The sequence below is a fragment of the Saccharopolyspora aridisoli genome, from assembly GCF_004348445.1.
In the GTDB taxonomy this organism is placed as follows: domain Bacteria; phylum Actinomycetota; class Actinomycetes; order Mycobacteriales; family Pseudonocardiaceae; genus Saccharopolyspora; species Saccharopolyspora aridisoli.
On the sequence record NZ_SMKV01000015.1, the window covers coordinates 41055 to 57688 of the forward strand.

Below are 16634 nucleotides of genomic sequence, written 5' to 3' on the forward strand. Positions count from 1 at the left end.
CAGTTCCACGACAGCCACCGCGCTCCAGGTTGCCCGACAGGCGGAACATACCGGGAAGAGACGTCAGTGGGACCTGCGTGCGACCGCCATGAGGTGCGGGCTGGCCCCCAGCAGCTCGGGAGCCGACTCGACTCGGCGGATCGCCCGCAGCGTCGCTTCCCGGTACTCCGGCTCGTTCAGCCGGCGGGTGTCTGCGGCCCACGCCGCCACGCTCTCCACCGCCACCAGCTCGATCGCCCGGAAACCCGCGTCGGCGACCTCATCGCGCAGGTCGGCGGGCCGGTGGAAGTAGGTGAGGGTGAACCAGTGCGGGAATTCGTCGGGCCTGGTGTTGCGGTGCAGGCCGTCGCGCAGCGCGCCCTGGACGAGTTCTTGGAAGTCGGGGTTGACGATGTCGCCCATCGCCACGCCGTCGAAGGTCGACGCGTAGCGCGACACGGCCGCCGCGAAGAGCACGCCTCCCGACTTGAGCACCCGGTGCGCTTCGCGCAGCGCGCGCAACCGGTCGGCGCGTTCCAGCAGGTGGTAGAGGGGGCCGAGCAGCAGCACCGCGTCGGCGGTGCCGTCGTCGAAGGGGAGGTCCCGCGCGTCGTTGACGGTGCAGCCGGCCAGCGGTGCGGCGGGTTGGGCGGCGGACGCCTCGGCTGCGGCCGCCACGTGCGGAGGCCAGGCGTCCACCAAGTGCACCTCGTAGCCGTCGCGGGCCAGCGGCAGGGCGTAGGCGCCCTCGGCGCCGCCGATGTCGTAGACGACGCCCGGTGCCGGCGGCAGGTGTCGACCCAGCAGTTCGGCGGTGCGCAGCGCCTCCAGGTATCCCCAGGTGCTGAGGCGATCCCGCTCCGGACCGAGCCGGTAGTACTCGGCGATGGCCGTCTCGAAGTCGTCCACGAAGGATCAGGTTACTGGGGGCGTCCAGTCGCTCACACGCAGTCCTGGGAAGTTTTCCCGTGATAGGCCGATCGGGCGAAAAACGTCTCCCCGCCGTTGTTTCCGCGTGCGTGGAGAAACCTCGGAGCCACCCCGGGCGTCCGATGGGAGTCTGCTCGCGGACGTTCCGTGGGTCCTCCGGGTGGTGAGGGCAGGTGGAGGACCCACGGACGCGGATGCCTGGTGAACCCCACTTCTCCGGGCATCCGCGCTTCCCGATGCGCGCCGCGCGTCTGGAAGTCGGCGGGCGTCGCGACGCCCGCACAGTTACAGATCGCCGCGGGAGGGCGAAACGTTGCCTGTTCGCGGCGAAGTTGTCCCGATCGAGATCCCGTTCCAGTGTTCTGGACAAACCGGGCAGCCGAGATGGGATTCTGGATCTCGCCGGGATGCGCGGTCAACCCGGAGAGGCGAAAGGGGCCGCCGGGATGCACCCGACGACCCCGTTCTGCCCGGAGCGTTCGATCTGGCACGCCTCGTCGCGGATGCCGCAGCCAGACCACGTGAGAGGTCCCGCTAACCCGCACCGCCCAGCGAACCGACCCGAAACTGCTCCTAGAACGGCAGCTTCTTGAAGATGAAGCGCGGAACGTGCTTGAGCACGAACATGACCCAGCGCATCTGGCCGGGCGCGTAGACCTCTTCCTTGCCCTTGCGGACGCCATCGATGATCGCCTCGGCGACCTGGTCCGGGGTCTGCGACATGGGCGGCGGCTTCATGCCCGCGGTGAGCTTCGTGTGCACGAAGTTCGGGCGGATCACGGTGACCTTCACACCGTGCTCCTCCAGCGCGTAGGTGAGACCGGTGTAGAAGATGTCCAGGCCGCCCTTGGAGGAGCCGTAGACGAAGTTCGAGCGGCGAGCGCGCTCACCGGCCGGGGAGGCCATCACCGCGATGCTGCCGTGGCCCTGCTTCTTGAGCTTGTTGGCCAGCAGCACGCCCAGGCCCACCGGGGCGACGTAGTTGATGTCGGCGACGGCACGGGCGGCCTCGAAGTCCGTCCAGCCCTTCTCGTTGTCACCCTGGATGCCGAAGGCGATCAGCGTGACGTCGACGTCGCCGTCGGCGAACGCCTTGTCGATGACCTCGGCGTGCGTCTCCGGCTTGCGGGCGTCGAAGTGCAGGATCGACACCGTGCTGCCCGTCTTGCGCAGCTCCTCGGCAGCGGCTTCGAGGCGCTCGGACTCCTCGGGGCGGTCGGCCAGCACGATACGCAGCGCGCGGGTCTGCGCGTACTGCTTCGCGGTGGTCAGCGCGATGTCCGAGGTGCCGCCGAGCACCAGCAGGGATTGGGGGTTGCCAACAGCGTCGATCACAGCTCAAGCCTCCGGCTCATGTCTGAGGCGAATTTGCCTTCGGGGTCAATGGTCTGGCGGATCTTCTTGAACTCGTCCACCCGCGGGTACATCTGGTGGAAGGTCTCCGCGGACGTCCGCGAGTCCTTGGCGGTGTACAGCCGGCCGCCGAGGGAGAGCACGTCCTCGTCCAGCTCGGTGCAGAACTTGCCCAGACCGTCGACGATCGGGAAGTCCAGGCACACCAGCCAGCCGGGGTGCGGGTAGGAGAGCGGGGACCGGTTGCCCTCGCCCATCTTCTTGATGACGTTGAGGAACGACACGTTGCCGGACTGGGCGACCTTGCGGATGATCCGCTTGAGGTCCTCGTCCTTGCCGTAGGGCAGCGAGAACTGGTACTGCAGGAAGCCCTGCGAACCGTAGGCCCTGCTCCACTCGCCGATCAGGTCGAGCGGGTGGTAGAAGGCGGTCAGGTTCTGGATCAGGTCGCGGCCGCGCTTGGGCGTCTTCCAGTAGTACAGCTCGCCGATCGTGCCGAAGGTCAGCTTGTTGGCCAGCCGCGGCGGGAAGACGTCCGGCAGCGTCAGCAGCTGCGGCGCGTCGAACTTCAGCGGGTCGGCCCGCAGCTTCGGCGGCAGCTGGTCGAGCGTGGCCAGCGAGCCGCGGCCGAACGCGCCGCGGCCGAGCTTCGCCCCGGTGGACATCGAGTCGAACCACGCCGACGAGTAGGTGTACTTGTCGTCCGAGCCGTCGTTGAACAGCTCGATCGTCTCGTCGAGGTTCGCGGTCCGGTCGGCGTCGGCGATGAAGTACGCGGTCTCGGTCCGGGTCATCCGGATCGAGGCGCGCAGGATGATGCCGGTCAGGCCGATGCCCGCCACCGTCGACCAGAACAGGTCGGCGTCCGGGCCGTTCGGCGTGATCGTGCGGATCTCGCCGTCGGCGGTGAGCAGGTCCATCGCCACCACGTGGTTGCCGAAGCTGCCCGCGCTGTGGTGGTTCTTGCCGTGGATGTCGTTGGCGATCGCGCCACCCACGGTGACCTGCCGGGTGCCCGGCAGCACCGGGACCCACAAGCCGTAGGGCAGCGCGGCCCGCATCAGCTCTTCCAGGCTCACGCCCGCGTCGACGTCGACGATGGCGGTGTCCGGGTTGATGTCGTGAACGCGGTTGAGCGCGGTCATGTCGACGACCACGCCACCGGCGTTCTGCGCGACGTCGCCGTAGCTGCGGCCCAAGCCGCGGGCGATGACGCCCCGCTCGTCGGCGGTGCGCACCGCCTCGGCGATGGCGTCGACGTCGGTCGTGCTGAGCACGCGCACCCGGGACGGTGCCGTTCGTGCCCAACCGGTCAGCGTGCGGTACTCCATTGCTGCGGTCACAGGCCCAGCCTTCGCGAAAGGTCGGAGACGAAGATGCCCTGCGGGTCGACCGAAGCGCGGATCTTGCGCCACTCGTCGATTCGCGGGTACATCTTCTCGATCATCTCGGCATTGGTCCGCGACTCCTTGGCCAGGTACAACCGGCCACCTGCGTCGAGGACCATCTCGTCAAGCTCCTGGCAGAGCCGGTCCAGGCCCGGGGTGATCGGGATGTCGACAGTCAGCGTCCAGCCTTCCTGGGGGAATGACATCGGGGCGTCGTTGCCCGGCCCGAAGGTCTTGAGCACGTTCAGGAACGACACGTGGCCCGAGGCGCTGATCTTGTCGATGGACCGGCGGAACATCGTTTCCTGGCCGAACGGCACCATGAACTGGTACTGCAGGAAGCCGTTCGGGCCGTAGATGCGGTTCCACTCGCCGACCAGGTCCAGCGGGTGGAAGAACTGGGTGATGTTGTGCACCGCGCCGTGCTTGGTCGGTGCCTTGCGGTACCAGACCTCGTTGAACGCGGTGATCGTGTACTTGTTGACCAACCCGTTGGGGAAGATCGGTGGGGCGGTCATCAGCTGCGGCGCGTTGAACTTCAACGGGTCCTTGCGCAGCTTCTTCGGCAGGTCCTCCAGCTTGGCCGAGTTGCCCCGGGTCAGCAGCGCGCGGCCCAGGCTGTCGCCGCGGGCGAGCGAGTCGAACCAGGCCACCGAGTACACGTAGTTGGCGTCGGAGCCGTCGGTGAAGTGCTCGATCAGCTCGTCCAGGTTCTTCGTCCGCACGTTGTCGACCACGAAATACGCGGTCTCGACGCGCTTGAGCTTGACCGTGGCCCTCACGATGATGCCGGTCAGGCCCATGCCCCCGACGGTCGCCCAGAACAGCTCCGAGGTGTCGCCCTCCGGCTTGAGGGTGCGGACCTCGCCGTCGGCGGTGAGCAGGTCCAGCGACAGCACGTGGCTGCCGAAGCTGCCCTGCGAGTGGTGGTTCTTGCCGTGGATGTCGGATCCGATGGCGCCGCCGACGGTGACCTGGCGGGTGCCCGGCAGCACCGGGATCCACAGCCCGTGCGGCAGGAGCCGGCGCATCAGGGTGTCCAGCGGAACCCCTGCGTCGACGTCCACCACGGCGTCGTCGACATCGATCATGTGCACGCGGTCCAGGGCGGTCATGTCGATGACCGTGCCCCCCGCGTTCTGGGACGGGTCGCCGTAGCTGCGACCCAGGCCGCGCGCGATGACGCCCCGCTCGCCCGCCTCCCGGACCGCGTTGGCGATGGCCTCGACGTCCGGAGTGCTGAGGACGTGTGCCCTGGTGGGCGCCGTGCGCCCCCAGCCGGTCAGCGTCTGTAGCTCGTCCTTCACCGATCCCACCCAGCCGAGTCTATCCGCGCATCGGGTTCTTCCATCGCCGGGTACGAGCGGTCCCCAGCGGATGGCGAAGCGTCATCGCTACACTCTCGGGGGACGTGTGTGCCACGGTCCCGGCATCTCCAGCTGGGTCGGAGGGCGTCTGGTCCTGCCGTCGTTTCGTAAGGGTGAACCTGTGACAGTGGCCGATACCGCAGCCAACACCGAGCCCAGGAAACTGGGCGTGTTCAACCAGCTGGCGCGCTTCATCATCATCGGCGGCGGCTGCGCCGTCATCGACTTCGGCACGTACTCGCTGCTGCTCGGCGTTCTCGGCTGGCCGATCTGGCTGTCGAAGTCCCTGTCGTTCATCCTGGGCACCACGGCTTCCTACGTGATCAACCGCAAGTTCACCTTCCAAGGCGCGGGCCAGGGCAACACCACCGCGAAGGTCGGTGCCTTCGTCGTGCTCTACACCACGACGTTCTTCGTGAACATGGGCTCCAACCAGCTGCTGTGCGTGGTCTTCAACGCGCAGGAGGCATGGCAGTTCACGTTGTTCTGGGTCATCGCCCAGGGGCTCGGCACGATGATCAACTTCATCATGCTCAAGCTCCTCATCTTCCGCGACTGACCAGCGAAACGCGCATCGAACGGGCGCTCGGCCACCCTGGCCGGGCGCCCGTTGCGTCCCGTCCTTCGGCGGGTGATCGCCGGTGGGGTGGTGACGGCCGACGGCGGCGGGCAGGGCATCGGGAAGGTGGCAGCGGACAGCGGAGAACCCTCCCGTCCCAGGCCTCGCTCCCGAGTGGGAGGCCTGCGGCGCGAGGGTTCTGCGCTGGTGAGGCTTACTGGCCCCCTTCTTCGGGTGCTTCGAAGCCCTTGACGTCGTTGCGGTCGTCGGAACTGGGGACGTCGCCCGGGAGCTGCAGGCTCTTCGGCAGCGGTCCCGGGGTCCAGTTGCCCCAGTGGGTCTCCGTGTGGACGTCCATGGCCGTCTGAGCCGGTACGGCGTCCGCGTCGTACGGGTCCACGGCGTACAGCGAGCCCCAGTCCCGGTGGATGTTGTTCTTCATGTACGTCGGCAGCTCGCGCATGCTCGTCGCCACGTTCAGCCAGCCGAACGGACCCCCGGAGTCCGGGGACGACCAGCCCTGGCCGATGTCGCGGACCTCGGCACCGGCCGCGACCCGGAACTTCGGGATCTCGGCGACGCCGTGCTGCACGCGCGGCAGCTGCAGGCACGGGTGCACCAGCGCGGCCGTCCACTCCACGAACGCGGGCTGGTCACCGACGAAGTCGGTCATGTTCACCAGCTGCGGCGCGCGCGGGGCGCTGACCGCGACCCAGCCGTTCGGACCGAGCGCGTTGTCCACCGCGACCACGCGCATCTTCGTGGCGCCCTCGGACTTGCCGCCGAGGGTGTAGCGGAAGTCCCGCCAGTACGGGACTCCTTCCCGCTGCACCACGTACTTGCGCTCGGTGATCAGGAAGCCGTTCGGGGTGTCGTGCCCGAATTCGAGCGCCACCGAGTTCGCGCCCAACTCGGCGCCGGCCAGCGACAGCACCACGGGCACCTCGCCGCGCTGCGCGCGCTCAGGCAGGTCGTACCACTGGGTGCGCAGCTCACCGGTGCCGACGGCGGCGGCGTCGTAGCTGCCCCACACCGGCGCGTTGTCGTTGCCGAACTGGTGCGGCGGCTTCCAGTTGGGTTCCTGCGGGTCGGTGCCGTCGCCCGGCGGCAGGCCGGGCTGGTTGAAGCCGGACAGCTTCGCCCGCATGTACTGGTCGGCGTCTTCCTTGTCCTTCAGGCGCTTGGGCGGGACACCGATGTCCTCGTCCTCGGACGGCGCCGCCGTGGCCGGCTGTTCCCCGGCCACGCGCAGCATCCCGGACTGCGGGTTGGTCTCGACGTAGATGTAGTCGGACAGGCCGCAGCTGGTGCCCACGATCTGCTTGATGTTGTCCGCGCCGAGGCTGTAACTGCCCCACTGCTTCTGGATGACCTTGCCGAAGTTCGCCAGTTCGAACAGCACCAGCAGGGCGCACAGTATCGACAGCGGAGCCGTGCCCATCCGCAGCGCGCGGCTGCGGCCCTCCTCGCGGTTGAAGCGCTCGTCGACGACCTTCGGGTTGTGCTCGTCGATCCTCAGGTGCTCGATGAACGCCACGACCAGCGCGATGAACGCGACGATCAGCAGCATCGTGCTCAGGTGCCTGCCCTTGAGCTGCGGCGGCATGTTGTACCAGGGCACACCCCAGCCGGAGACGTACCACCACGCGTTGGGGCCGGTGGCGGCGAAGGCGAGGATGACCATCAGACCCGCGAAGAACGCGGCCCTGTTGCGCTTCGAGCGCAGCACGGTGGTGCTGGTGGCCAGCGCGGTCAGCGCGGCCAGCGCACCGCCGGTGGCGGCCAAGATGCCGAAGTGGTGCGACCACTTGGTGGGGGTCAGCACGAGCACGCCGAAGGACATGGCGCTGATCGCCAGCAGTCGCCGGCTCGGGCCCAGCGCCGCACCCCGGATCCGGCCCCGGCGCAGCAGCACCACGGCGCAGGTCGCCAGGCACAGGATGACCAGCAGCACGGGGAAGCGTCGCGTCATGGAGCCGTCCGCCGTGGGGCTGAACAGCAGGTTGTAGCGGCTGAGCTCCTCGTACCAGCTCTGGCTGGGGCCGATGTCGGTGCGCAGGTCGGTGGCGTCCATGACCGACTGCCACGTCTGGTCGGCGAACACCAGGGTCAGGATCACGAACCCTGATGAGGCGATCGGCGCCAGCACCGGCAACCAGCCGAACTCCAGGGCCCGCTTGCGCAGCAGCCGGAACAGCGGCTTGAGGGCGGCCACGAACGGCAGCACGGACACCATGCCGTGCGGGTTCGCTCCCACCGACAGCGCGGCGACCACGAGGCCCAGCGCGGCCGGCATCAGCCGGTCGGTGGCCACGGCGCGCTCGACGGCGCACAGCGCCAGCAGCGAGAACAGCACCACGACCGGCTCGGGGCGCAGGCCGTTGTTGTAGGGCAGCCAGAACGCCAGGAACACGGCCGCGGCGGCCCAGCCGGCGGCGTTGGAGCGCCGGACCTGCTGGCCGAGCCGGGGCAGCACCTCGCGGGAGATCAGCAGCCAGCTGACGATGCCCATCAGCAGCGCGGGCAGTCGCACCCACGGCGTGGCCGTGGAGACCTGCACCCACACCGAGTACACCTCGTAGAACCAGCCGAACGGGGCCTCCGGGACACCGAACCAGCGGTAGTAGTTGGAGACGTACCCGAAGCTCTCACGCGCTCGCGCGATGTTGAGGATGTAGCCGTCGTCCGAGGTCATCGCCCCGATGACCCACCACACCAGCAGCGAGCCGATCACCGCGACGTCCCGGAACGTCGGCTTCCACCAGCCGATGGCCAGCCACTTCGGGGGACGCCTGCCCGCGCGCACGTCCAGGCGTCGCAGGCAGAACACCGAGCCGATGAAGGCCAGCACGGTCAGCGCGATCACGGCCAGCTTCAGCGACGTCGCCTGGCTCTCGTAGCGGGTGTCCACCCGCGCCTCGAACGACAGTCCGCGCACGTCGTCGAGGTGGTCGTCGATGTCGGAGTACACACCGGTCAGCTGCGGGCGCTGGTCGCCGCGCAGGTTGGCGATCGACTGATCGCCGACGCTGGCGGTGCTGCCGTAGCCGTCGGAGCGCAGCGAGATCGAGCAGTCCCCGGCGGGTATCGCCGCGGTGCCGACCTGCTGGCCCTTGGTCAGCAGCGTCAGCTGGCCGTTGTCGACCTGCAGCGTCAGACCGGTCAGCTTGCCGTAGTCCGACGAGGGCGGGTTCGTGCTCAGCAGCACGGCCGCGCCGTTGGTGCGCGCGTCGAGGCTCCGCGCCGACACGCACGGCACCTCCGCGTTGAGCCACAGCGGCGAGTAGCCGACCAGCGGCGCCGACACCGACTTGGTGCCCTCCGCCGTCGGCCACTTCAGGGTCGTGATGTCGTGGTTGACGGGCAGGAACGGCACCGCCAGGGCGAGCACCGTGCCCAGCACGCCCAGAGCGGAGGCGAACAGCTTCAGCCGCCTGGCCGACGGTCGAGAGCGGTCGGTCCCGTTGTCTGCCGAAGGGTCGTCCGTTCGGCGGCTGTCTTCCTGGCCACTGAGCACGAAAGGAGAATAGTAGTTGCTGGTCCGGGCGCTTTCGCGGCATTCCGAGGGTGTGCGAATCGACACCAGGGGTAACGCCGTGAGCTGCGAACTCAGTTCGATCTCAGGCGTCTCTAAGCGTCCCGTGACCCTCCGGTTATCGAGTCCGGTGTGAAGTCCGCGTAAAGAGCGAGCGGCCGCCGGGAGTTCCGGCGACCGCTCGGTCGAAGCTTCGGATCAACGGCGGAAGAACCGCTCCTTGCGGCCCTGGATCACCAGGCGCAGCCACTGGCGGAACGCCTTCGGGTCCTTGCGCTGCACCACGAAGTACAGGCCGAACCGGACGACCTCCAGGGCGCCGATCTTGCGCATTCCCGGCTGCGAGAGCAGGTAACCGCGGTTGCGGTAGGTGTAATAGCGCTTGTTGGCGTCGGAGGGGTCCTGGGCGTGGAACCGGCCGCCCAGCATCGGCTTGAACTCCGCCGAACCGTCCGGGTGCAGGAACTTCGTGCGGAACGTGGTCCCGAACGGCAGGCCCGAGCGCACCAGGCGGCGGTGGATCTCCACCTCGTCGCCCCGGAAGAACAGCCGGTAGTCCGGCACGCCCACGACGTCGAGCGTGGTGGCGCGGAACAGCGCGCCGTTGAACAGCGAGGCGATGCCCGGCAGGAAGTCCTCCGGCAGCTCGCTGACCTCGCGCTTCCAGGTCAGGCCACGGCGCAGCGGGAAGGCGAGCGTGTCAGGGGTGTCGATGTTGACCACCACCGGCGACACGGCGGCCAGCCGCCGCTTCTCGGCGACCTCCAGCAGCGTGGACAGCGCGCGCTCGTCGGCCGGGCGGCCGTCGTCGTCCCCGAGCCACACCCACTCCGCGCCCAGCGACAGCGCGGTCAGCATGCCCAGCGCGAAGCCGCCGGCGCCGCCGAGGTTCCGCTGCGAGGCGATGTAGGTGGAGGGCACCGGGCAGTCGTCGACCACGTCGGAGGCCGACTGGTCGGGACCGTTGTCGACCACGACGAGGTGGTCCGGCAACCGGGTCTGACTCGCGATGACCTTCAGGGACTCGGCCAGCAGCTCGCGACGGTGCCTCGTGACGATGACCGCGACTACGGATCCGGCGGGCAGCTGCTGTGCGGAGTCGGTGTTCATGAGCCTTCTTCGCTCCCGATCGTGGCCCGTGATTCGCCGATCCGGGCCAGGGTTTCCTCACTCAGGTTGTTGAAGGGGTCGTACCCCTTGTAGTGCGTCAAGACCTCGCGCAGCGAGCCCTCTTCGCGAATACCGCCCTTGTCCATCCAAATCGCGGTGCTGCACAGCTCGACGAGGAACTCGTCGGAGTGCGATGCGAAGACAAGCATGCCGGACCGCTTGACGAGGTCGTTGAGGCGGTCCCGCGCCTTCTCCAGGAACTCCGCGTCGACCGCGCCGATGCCCTCGTCCAGGATCAGGATCTCGGGGTCGATCGAGGTCACCACGCCCAGCGCGAGCCGGACCCGCATGCCGGTGGAGTAGGTGCGCAGCGGCATCGCCAGGTAGTCACCGAGCTCGGTGAACTCGGCGATGTCGTCGATCCGCTTCTCCATCTCCTTGCGGGACATGCCCAGGAAGAGGCCGCGGATGATGATGTTCTCGTAGCCGGAGATCTCCGGGTCCATGCCCACGCCGAGGTCGAACACCGGCGCGACCTTGCCGACCACGCGAGAGCTGCCCCGGGTGGGCTCGTAGATGCCCGACAGCAGCCGCAGCAGCGTGGACTTTCCCGCGCCGTTGTGGCCGACCAGCGCGACCCGGTCACCTTCGCGCAGCGACATGTTGATGTCGTGCAGCGCCTCGATGACCGGCACCCGGCTGTCCGTGCCGATCTTGCCCCCGGCTCGGCCGAGCACGGCCTTCTTCAGCGAGCGGGACTTCGCGTCGAAGATCGGGAAGTCGACCGCCGCGTTCCATACGTCGATGCTGACCATGGTTTATATCGGCCTCACTCAGACCCAGTAGGAGACACGGGCACGGTAGTTGCGCAGGACGAACAGCGCCACAGTCCAACCCACGACGGTGATCGCGCCGCACACCAGCCAGTGGTGCCAGGCGATCGGGCTGCCGAGCATGGGCTGCCGGATGATCTCCAGGAAGTGCATGAACGGGTTGATCTCGGCGAGCTTCGCGCGCTCCGCGATCACGGGGTTCGGGCTCGACTTGAACTGGTCGTAGTTCCACACGATCGGCGTCATGAAGAACATCAGCTGCACGATGCTCTGGGTCACCGGCGGGATGTCGCGGAACCGCGTCGAGATGGTGCCGACCACCATGATCACCCAAGCGCCGTTGAGCCCGATCAGCACGAACGCCGGGATCGCCAGCAGGACCGTCCACGACAACGGCTGCGGGAAGATCAGCAGCAGCACGAAGTACACGGCGAGGTTGTGCGCGAAGAACAGGACCTGCCGCCACAGCAGCCGCAGCACGTGAATGCTGACCGGCGCCGGGAGCTGCTTGATCAGCCCCTCGTTGGAGATGAAGACCTCGGAACCGTCGTTGACGCAGTTCCCGATGAAGCCCCAGACGATGAAGCCCACCGCCAGGTACGGCAGGTGCTCCGCCAGCGGCTGCCCGAACAGCTGCGAGTAGAGCAGACCGAGCGCCGTGACCGTGACGGCCATGCTGATGGTGATCCACAGCGGGCCGATGACGGAGCGGCGGTAGCGCTGCTTGATGTCCTGCCAGCCCAGATGAGCCCACAGCTGTCGCTGGCTGAGGGCGTCACTGATGTCGTTGAACGCTTTTCGCCAGGACCGCGGCGAGATCTCAGAAGGCGCCGGGGGTCGGTCTAGCGTGCTCGTAGCATGCACGAGCGAAAGAGTACCGACCACGCGTGTGCCCACTCGGGCTGGGCGTCACTCGAAGGCGTAGCGCCCGCTTGACGTCGGGCGCTACCTTCCGTTAGTACGCAGGACCACTAGAGGTACTGCCCGGTGCCCTTGGTCGGGCCCATGTCCGGTTCGCCTGAACCTGCCGGCAGGCCTCGGCGCATCTGCTCCAGCTGGGCCCGTGCGGCCATCTGCTGGGCGAACAGCGCGGTCTGCAGGCCGTGGAACAGACCCTCCAGCCAGCCCACCAGCTGGGCCTGGGCGATCCGCAGCTCTGCGTCCGAGGGCGTGCTCTCCTGCGCGAACGGCAGTGACAGCCGTTCCAGCTCCTCGATGAGCTCCGGCGCCAGGCCCTGCTCCAGCTCCCGGATGGAGGACTGGTGGATCTCCTTCAGCCTGCTGCGGCTCGCCTCGTCCAGCGGCGCCTGGCGGACTTCCTCCAGCAGCTGCTTGATCATGGTGCCGATGCGCATCACCTTGGCCGGCTGCTCCACCAGGCCGTTGATGTCCTCGCCGTGCTCCTGACCCTCTTCGCCGGTTTCGGTTGCGCCGGCACCCACGGGGTTGCCGTCCTCGCCCACCACGAACACCTGCGGACGCTCTTGTTCGTTCATGGCTGCCATGTTCCCAGTGTCCCGCGAGATCGTGGGAGGGGTCGTGCCGACTCGCCCGCAGCGCTGGGGCAACGGCTCGCGAGTGATGCAGTATCGGCCACCCTGGACGCCGCCGAGCTCCGCGTTTCAGTAATGTCTGGATCATGGCGTTCGACGTCGCGGCGGTTCGCGGACTCTTCCCGGCGCTCGGCGACGGGTGGGTGCACCTGGACGCCCCGGCAGGCATGCAGGTTCCCGAGCAGGTGGCAACAGCGGCATCGACCGCGCTGCGGGCCCCGGTTTCCGGTCCTGGCGGGAACTTCCCCGCTTCGCAGCGCGCCGAGGCGATCGTGGAGGCCGCTCGTCGCGCGATCGCGGATCTCGTGGGTGCCAAGCCCTCCGGGGTGGTGCTCGGGCCGAACTCGGCCGTGCTGCTCGGCAGGCTCGCCGACGCCCTGGGCGACGGCTGGATGATCGGCGACGACGTCGTCGTCTCCCGGCTGGACTCGCCCGACAACGTCGACCCGTGGCAGCGCGCCGCCCAGCGCTCCGGTTCGACCGTGCGCTGGGCCGAGATCGACATCGAGACGTGCGAGCTGCCGACCTGGCAGTACGGCGACCTGGTCACGCCGCGCACGAAGGTCGTGGCGATCACGGCGGCTTCGGGCGCGGTCGGCACCCGGCCGGACATCCGCCCGGCCGCGGAGGCCGCTGACGAGCACGACGCGCTGCTGGTCGTCGACGCCTCCGCCGCCGCTCCGTTCGTCCCGCTGGAGATCACCGAGCTGGGCGCCGACGTGGTCGCCGTCAACGCCTCGGCGTGGGGCGGTCCGCAAGTGGGAGCGCTGGCCTTCCGCGACCCGGCGATGCTCGACCACCTGCCGTCGGTGTCGCTGGACCACAGCGCCAGGGGGCCGGAGCGCCTGGAGATGGGGCCGCACGCGTTCCCGCTGCTCGCGGGCCTGGTCGCCTCGGTGGACTACCTCGCCGGTCTCGACGACGCGGCCATCGGGCCTCGCCGGGAACGGCTGCTGACCTCGTTGCGCGCGGTGAAGTCCTACCAGGCGGGTCTGCTGACCAACCTGACCAACGGGCTGCGCAAGCTCCCCGAGGTGATGCTCATCGGCGATGCCATGCGCCGAATCCCGTCGGTGGCCTTCACCGTCAACGGCGTCAAGGCCGAGGACGCCGTGTTGCACCTGGCCGACCAGGGCATCTGCGCCTTCGCCGACCCGGGCACCCACGGCGTCTTCGCGGCCCTGGGCGCGGCCGAGGTCGGCGGAGCCATCCGGGTCGGCCTGGCGCACTACACGAACTCCACCGAGGTCGACCAGCTCCTCCAGGCGGTCGCCGACCTCACCTGATACCGGCTTCCGCGCGCAGTTCGAGACCTGCGGGGGCGTCGAGCTCCGCGCGCGATCGCGTCCTCACCGCACCAGGAGGACCTTGCCCCGGACATCGCCCGATTCGAGGGTGGCGTGGGCGCGGGACGCCTCGGCCATCGGGACCTGCGCATGCACCGGCATCCGCACCTCGCCGCCCTCGATCAGCGGCCAGAGGCGTTCGCGCACGTCGGCGACGATGCGGGCCTTGCCGTTCGGCCCGTCCACGGGGCGTCCGCGCAGGCCGAGGGCCGACATGCGCAGGCGCTTCATCAGCATCTTGCCCATGTTCAGCTCGGCCTTGGCGCCGCCCTGCATCCCGATCACGGCCAGGAACCCGTCCACGGCCAGCGCGGAGAGGTTCCGGTCCAGGTAGGACGCGCCCATGTTGTCGAGGATGATGTTCGCCCCGCCGAGACCCTTGATGATCTCGACGAAGTCCTCGTCGCGGTAGGAGATCACCGGATCGGCGCCCAGCTCCGCGCAGAGCGCGCGGCTCTCGGCCGATCCCGCGGTCGCGGCGACTCGTGCGCCCAGTGCCTTGGCGATCTGGATCGCGCAGGTCCCGATGCCGCCCGCGCCGCCGTGCACCAGGAACGTGTGCCCTTCGCGCAGTCCGGCTTCCATGACCACGTTCGACCACACGGTGCAGCCGACCTCGGGAATCCCGGCCGCCTCCACCAGGTCCACCCCGGCGGGTTTGGGCAGCACCTGCGCCGCGGGGACGGCCACCCGCTCGGCGTAGCCGCCGCCGGCCAGCAGCGCGCACACCTCGTCGCCGACGTTCCAGCCGGTCACGCCCTCGCCGATCTCGGCGATCGTGCCGGAACACTCCAGTCCGGGGATCTCGCTTGCGCCCTTGGGCGGCGGGTAGTTGCCTTGGCGCTGAGCGAGGTCGGCGCGGTTGACCGCGCTGGCCACGACGTCGATGACCACCTCACCGGGGCCAGGCTCGGGGTCCGGGTGTTCGGTCCACACCAGAACGTCGGGGTCACCGGGCTCGCGGATTGAAATCCCATGCATGCCCGTGACGGTAGTCAGCCTCGGGCGGCGCGAAAACCGAGAACGCGGACCGGGTCGGGAAAAACGGGAAACATTCCCGCTTCTGAACTCCGTCCGGGTTCGCTTGACTGGATCGGACAACCACCCAATCCGCACAAAACGGGGGAGCTCGATGAGTTCGCGAACCACCACACCCAGACGCACGGCCGCTGCTCTGGCCGCCACTTGCGCGGCAGCTCTGGTCGCCATCGCCCCGGCCTCCGCGGCACCGGCCGGTCTCGGCGACCGGATCACCGGTGACGCCGTCAACCGTCACCTGATCGCGTTGCAGCGGATCGCCGACAGCAACGGCGGGAACCGCGCGTCCGGGCTTCCCGGGTACGAGGCGAGCGTGGACCACGTCGCGGGCAAGTTGCGCGGTGCTGGCTTCGACGTGACGACGCCGGAGTTCACCTACGACGCCTACTACCTGGACTCCTTCAGCCTCGCGGTCGCCGGTCAGCCCACCGAGGGCGATGCGCTGGAGTACTCCCCGGCCACCCCGCAGGGCGGGATCACCGCCCCGCTGTCGGTCGCCGCGGTCGACGACACCCCGGGCTGCGAGGCCGCGGACTTCCCCGCTGACGTGGCGGGTTCGGTGGTCTTGATCCAGCGCGGCTCCTGCACCTTCGCCCACAAGCAGCGCGTCGCGGCAGATCTCGGTGCCGCGGGCGCGATCATCTACAACAACGTCGACGGGCCGCTCAACGGCACGCTCGGCGACCCCGCGGACGCGCGCATCCCCAGCGCGGGCGTGACCAAGCAGGTCGGCGAGGTCCTGGCCGGGCAGGCGGGCGCCGAGGTGGAGCTGGACGTCCAGTCGCGGCTGGAGACCGTCACGACCCGCAACGTCGTCGCGCAGACCCGCACCGGCCGCCCCGACAACGTCGTGATGGCGGGCGCGCACCTGGACAGCGTCGCGGAAGGTCCGGGCATCAACGACAACGGCAGCGGCAGCGCCGGATTGCTGGAGGCCGCGCTGCGCATGGGCGGCAGCCCGCACACCGAGAACGCGGTGCGCTTCGCTTGGTGGGGCGCGGAGGAGTCGGGCCTGATCGGTTCCACGAAGTACGTGCAGAGCCTGAGCTTCGAGCAGCAGCTCGACATCGCGCTGTACCTGAACTTCGACATGATCGGCTCGCCGAACGCCGGCTACTTCGCCTACGACGGTGACGACTCCGACGCTGTCGGCTCGGGCCCCGGCCCGCAGGGTTCGGGTCAGATCGAGCAGGACTTCGTGGCCGCGATGGCCGCGCAGGGCGTGGAGCTGGAGGGCACCGACTTCAACGGCCGCTCCGACTACGGCGAATTCATCGCCAACGGCATCCCCGCGGGCGGGCTGTTCACCGGTGCCGAGGGGATCAAGACCGAGGCCCAGGCCGCCAAGTGGGGCGGCACCGCGGGAGCGGCGTACGACCCGAACTACCACCAGGCGGCCGATCACCTCGGCAACATCGACCGCCTCGCCCTGGAGCGCAACGCCAAGGGCCTCGCCAACGTCGTCGAGGCGTACTCGCACAGCACGGAGGCGATCAACGGCATGCAGACCCGCGAGGAGCGGGCACGCCTGCGCCAGGCGCAGGCGTCCACCTTCGCCGCGCACCCCGAGGGCCGCGCGATCCCGCACGGCCACAACGCGAGCTGACCGAAGCCGCTGAGCGGGGCGCGGTCGTTCCCGCGCC

The 16634-nt window shown here is 69.0% G+C and carries 13 protein-coding genes; 3 read left to right on the top strand and 10 right to left on the bottom strand.

Translation table 11 applies throughout. From position 1 onward, the window contains the following. Positions 1 to 63: 63 nt before the first annotated feature. The 4 genes from E1161_RS14160 to E1161_RS14175 form a co-directional block, all read right to left on the bottom strand. Entirely contained in the window at positions 64 to 888 is an 825-nt protein-coding gene (locus E1161_RS14160; protein WP_132623499.1) for a class I SAM-dependent methyltransferase, read from the bottom strand. A 594-nt stretch (positions 889 to 1482) separates the two neighbouring features. Beyond that, a complete protein-coding gene (locus E1161_RS14165) occupies positions 1483 to 2244 on the bottom strand; it encodes a decaprenylphospho-beta-D-erythro-pentofuranosid-2-ulose 2-reductase (protein ID WP_132623501.1) in 762 nt (253 codons plus the stop codon). Then, complete coding sequence (locus E1161_RS14170) at positions 2241 to 3593, bottom strand: FAD-binding oxidoreductase (protein WP_132623680.1); 1353 nt, start codon at positions 3591 to 3593, stop codon at positions 2241 to 2243. Before E1161_RS14170 ends, E1161_RS14165 begins: the two co-directional genes overlap by 4 nt. A gap of 8 nt (positions 3594 to 3601) precedes the next feature. Next, positions 3602 to 4966: an FAD-binding oxidoreductase gene (locus E1161_RS14175; RefSeq protein ID WP_132623503.1), complete on the bottom strand. Its 1365-nt coding sequence runs from the start codon at positions 4964 to 4966 to the stop codon at positions 3602 to 3604. 178 nt (positions 4967 to 5144) lie between these two features. Between E1161_RS14175 and E1161_RS14180 the strand changes: the two genes are divergently transcribed. Further along, a complete protein-coding gene (locus E1161_RS14180; protein ID WP_235875019.1) occupies positions 5145 to 5576 on the top strand; it encodes a GtrA family protein in 432 nt (143 codons plus the stop codon). A gap of 214 nt (positions 5577 to 5790) precedes the next feature. Here E1161_RS14180 and E1161_RS14185 read toward each other — a convergent pair whose 3' ends face one another. The 5 genes from E1161_RS14185 to E1161_RS14205 all read right to left on the bottom strand — a co-directional run bounded on the left by E1161_RS14185 (position 5791) and on the right by E1161_RS14205 (position 12559). After that, complete coding sequence (locus E1161_RS14185; RefSeq protein WP_132623507.1) at positions 5791 to 9093, bottom strand: arabinosyltransferase domain-containing protein; 3303 nt, start codon at positions 9091 to 9093, stop codon at positions 5791 to 5793. A gap of 216 nt (positions 9094 to 9309) precedes the next feature. Continuing rightward, positions 9310 to 10221 carry a galactofuranosyltransferase GlfT1 gene (glfT1, locus tag E1161_RS14190; protein ID WP_132623509.1) on the bottom strand — a complete coding sequence of 304 codons (912 nt, stop codon included), beginning with the start codon at positions 10219 to 10221 and terminating at the stop codon, positions 9310 to 9312. Further along, entirely contained in the window at positions 10218 to 11036 is an 819-nt protein-coding gene (gene wzt / locus E1161_RS14195) for a galactan export ABC transporter ATP-binding subunit Wzt/RfbE (RefSeq protein WP_132623511.1), read from the bottom strand. Before wzt ends, glfT1 begins: the two co-directional genes overlap by 4 nt. 18 nt (positions 11037 to 11054) lie before the next feature. Next, entirely contained in the window at positions 11055 to 11918 is an 864-nt protein-coding gene (gene wzm, locus E1161_RS14200; protein WP_235875020.1) for a galactan export ABC transporter permease subunit Wzm/RfbD, read from the bottom strand. Positions 11919 to 12025: 107 nt separating this feature from the next. After that, positions 12026 to 12559, bottom strand: coding sequence for a bacterial proteasome activator family protein (locus tag E1161_RS14205; protein ID WP_132623513.1), 534 nt, complete (start codon positions 12557 to 12559; stop codon positions 12026 to 12028). A 134-nt stretch (positions 12560 to 12693) separates the two neighbouring features. Between E1161_RS14205 and E1161_RS14210 the strand changes: the two genes are divergently transcribed. Continuing rightward, positions 12694 to 13893 (top strand): cysteine desulfurase-like protein, encoded by a 1200-nt coding sequence (locus E1161_RS14210; RefSeq protein WP_132623514.1) that lies wholly within the window; start codon positions 12694 to 12696, stop codon positions 13891 to 13893. Positions 13894 to 13956: 63 nt separating this feature from the next. Here E1161_RS14210 and E1161_RS14215 read toward each other — a convergent pair whose 3' ends face one another. Next, positions 13957 to 14934: an NAD(P)H-quinone oxidoreductase gene (locus tag E1161_RS14215; RefSeq protein WP_132623516.1), complete on the bottom strand. Its 978-nt coding sequence runs from the start codon at positions 14932 to 14934 to the stop codon at positions 13957 to 13959. A 151-nt stretch (positions 14935 to 15085) separates the two neighbouring features. Between E1161_RS14215 and E1161_RS14220 the strand changes: the two genes are divergently transcribed. Further along, positions 15086 to 16597, top strand: a complete 1512-nt coding sequence (locus E1161_RS14220) for a M28 family metallopeptidase (RefSeq protein ID WP_132623518.1) — start codon at positions 15086 to 15088, stop codon at positions 16595 to 16597. Positions 16598 to 16634 lie beyond the last annotated feature (37 nt).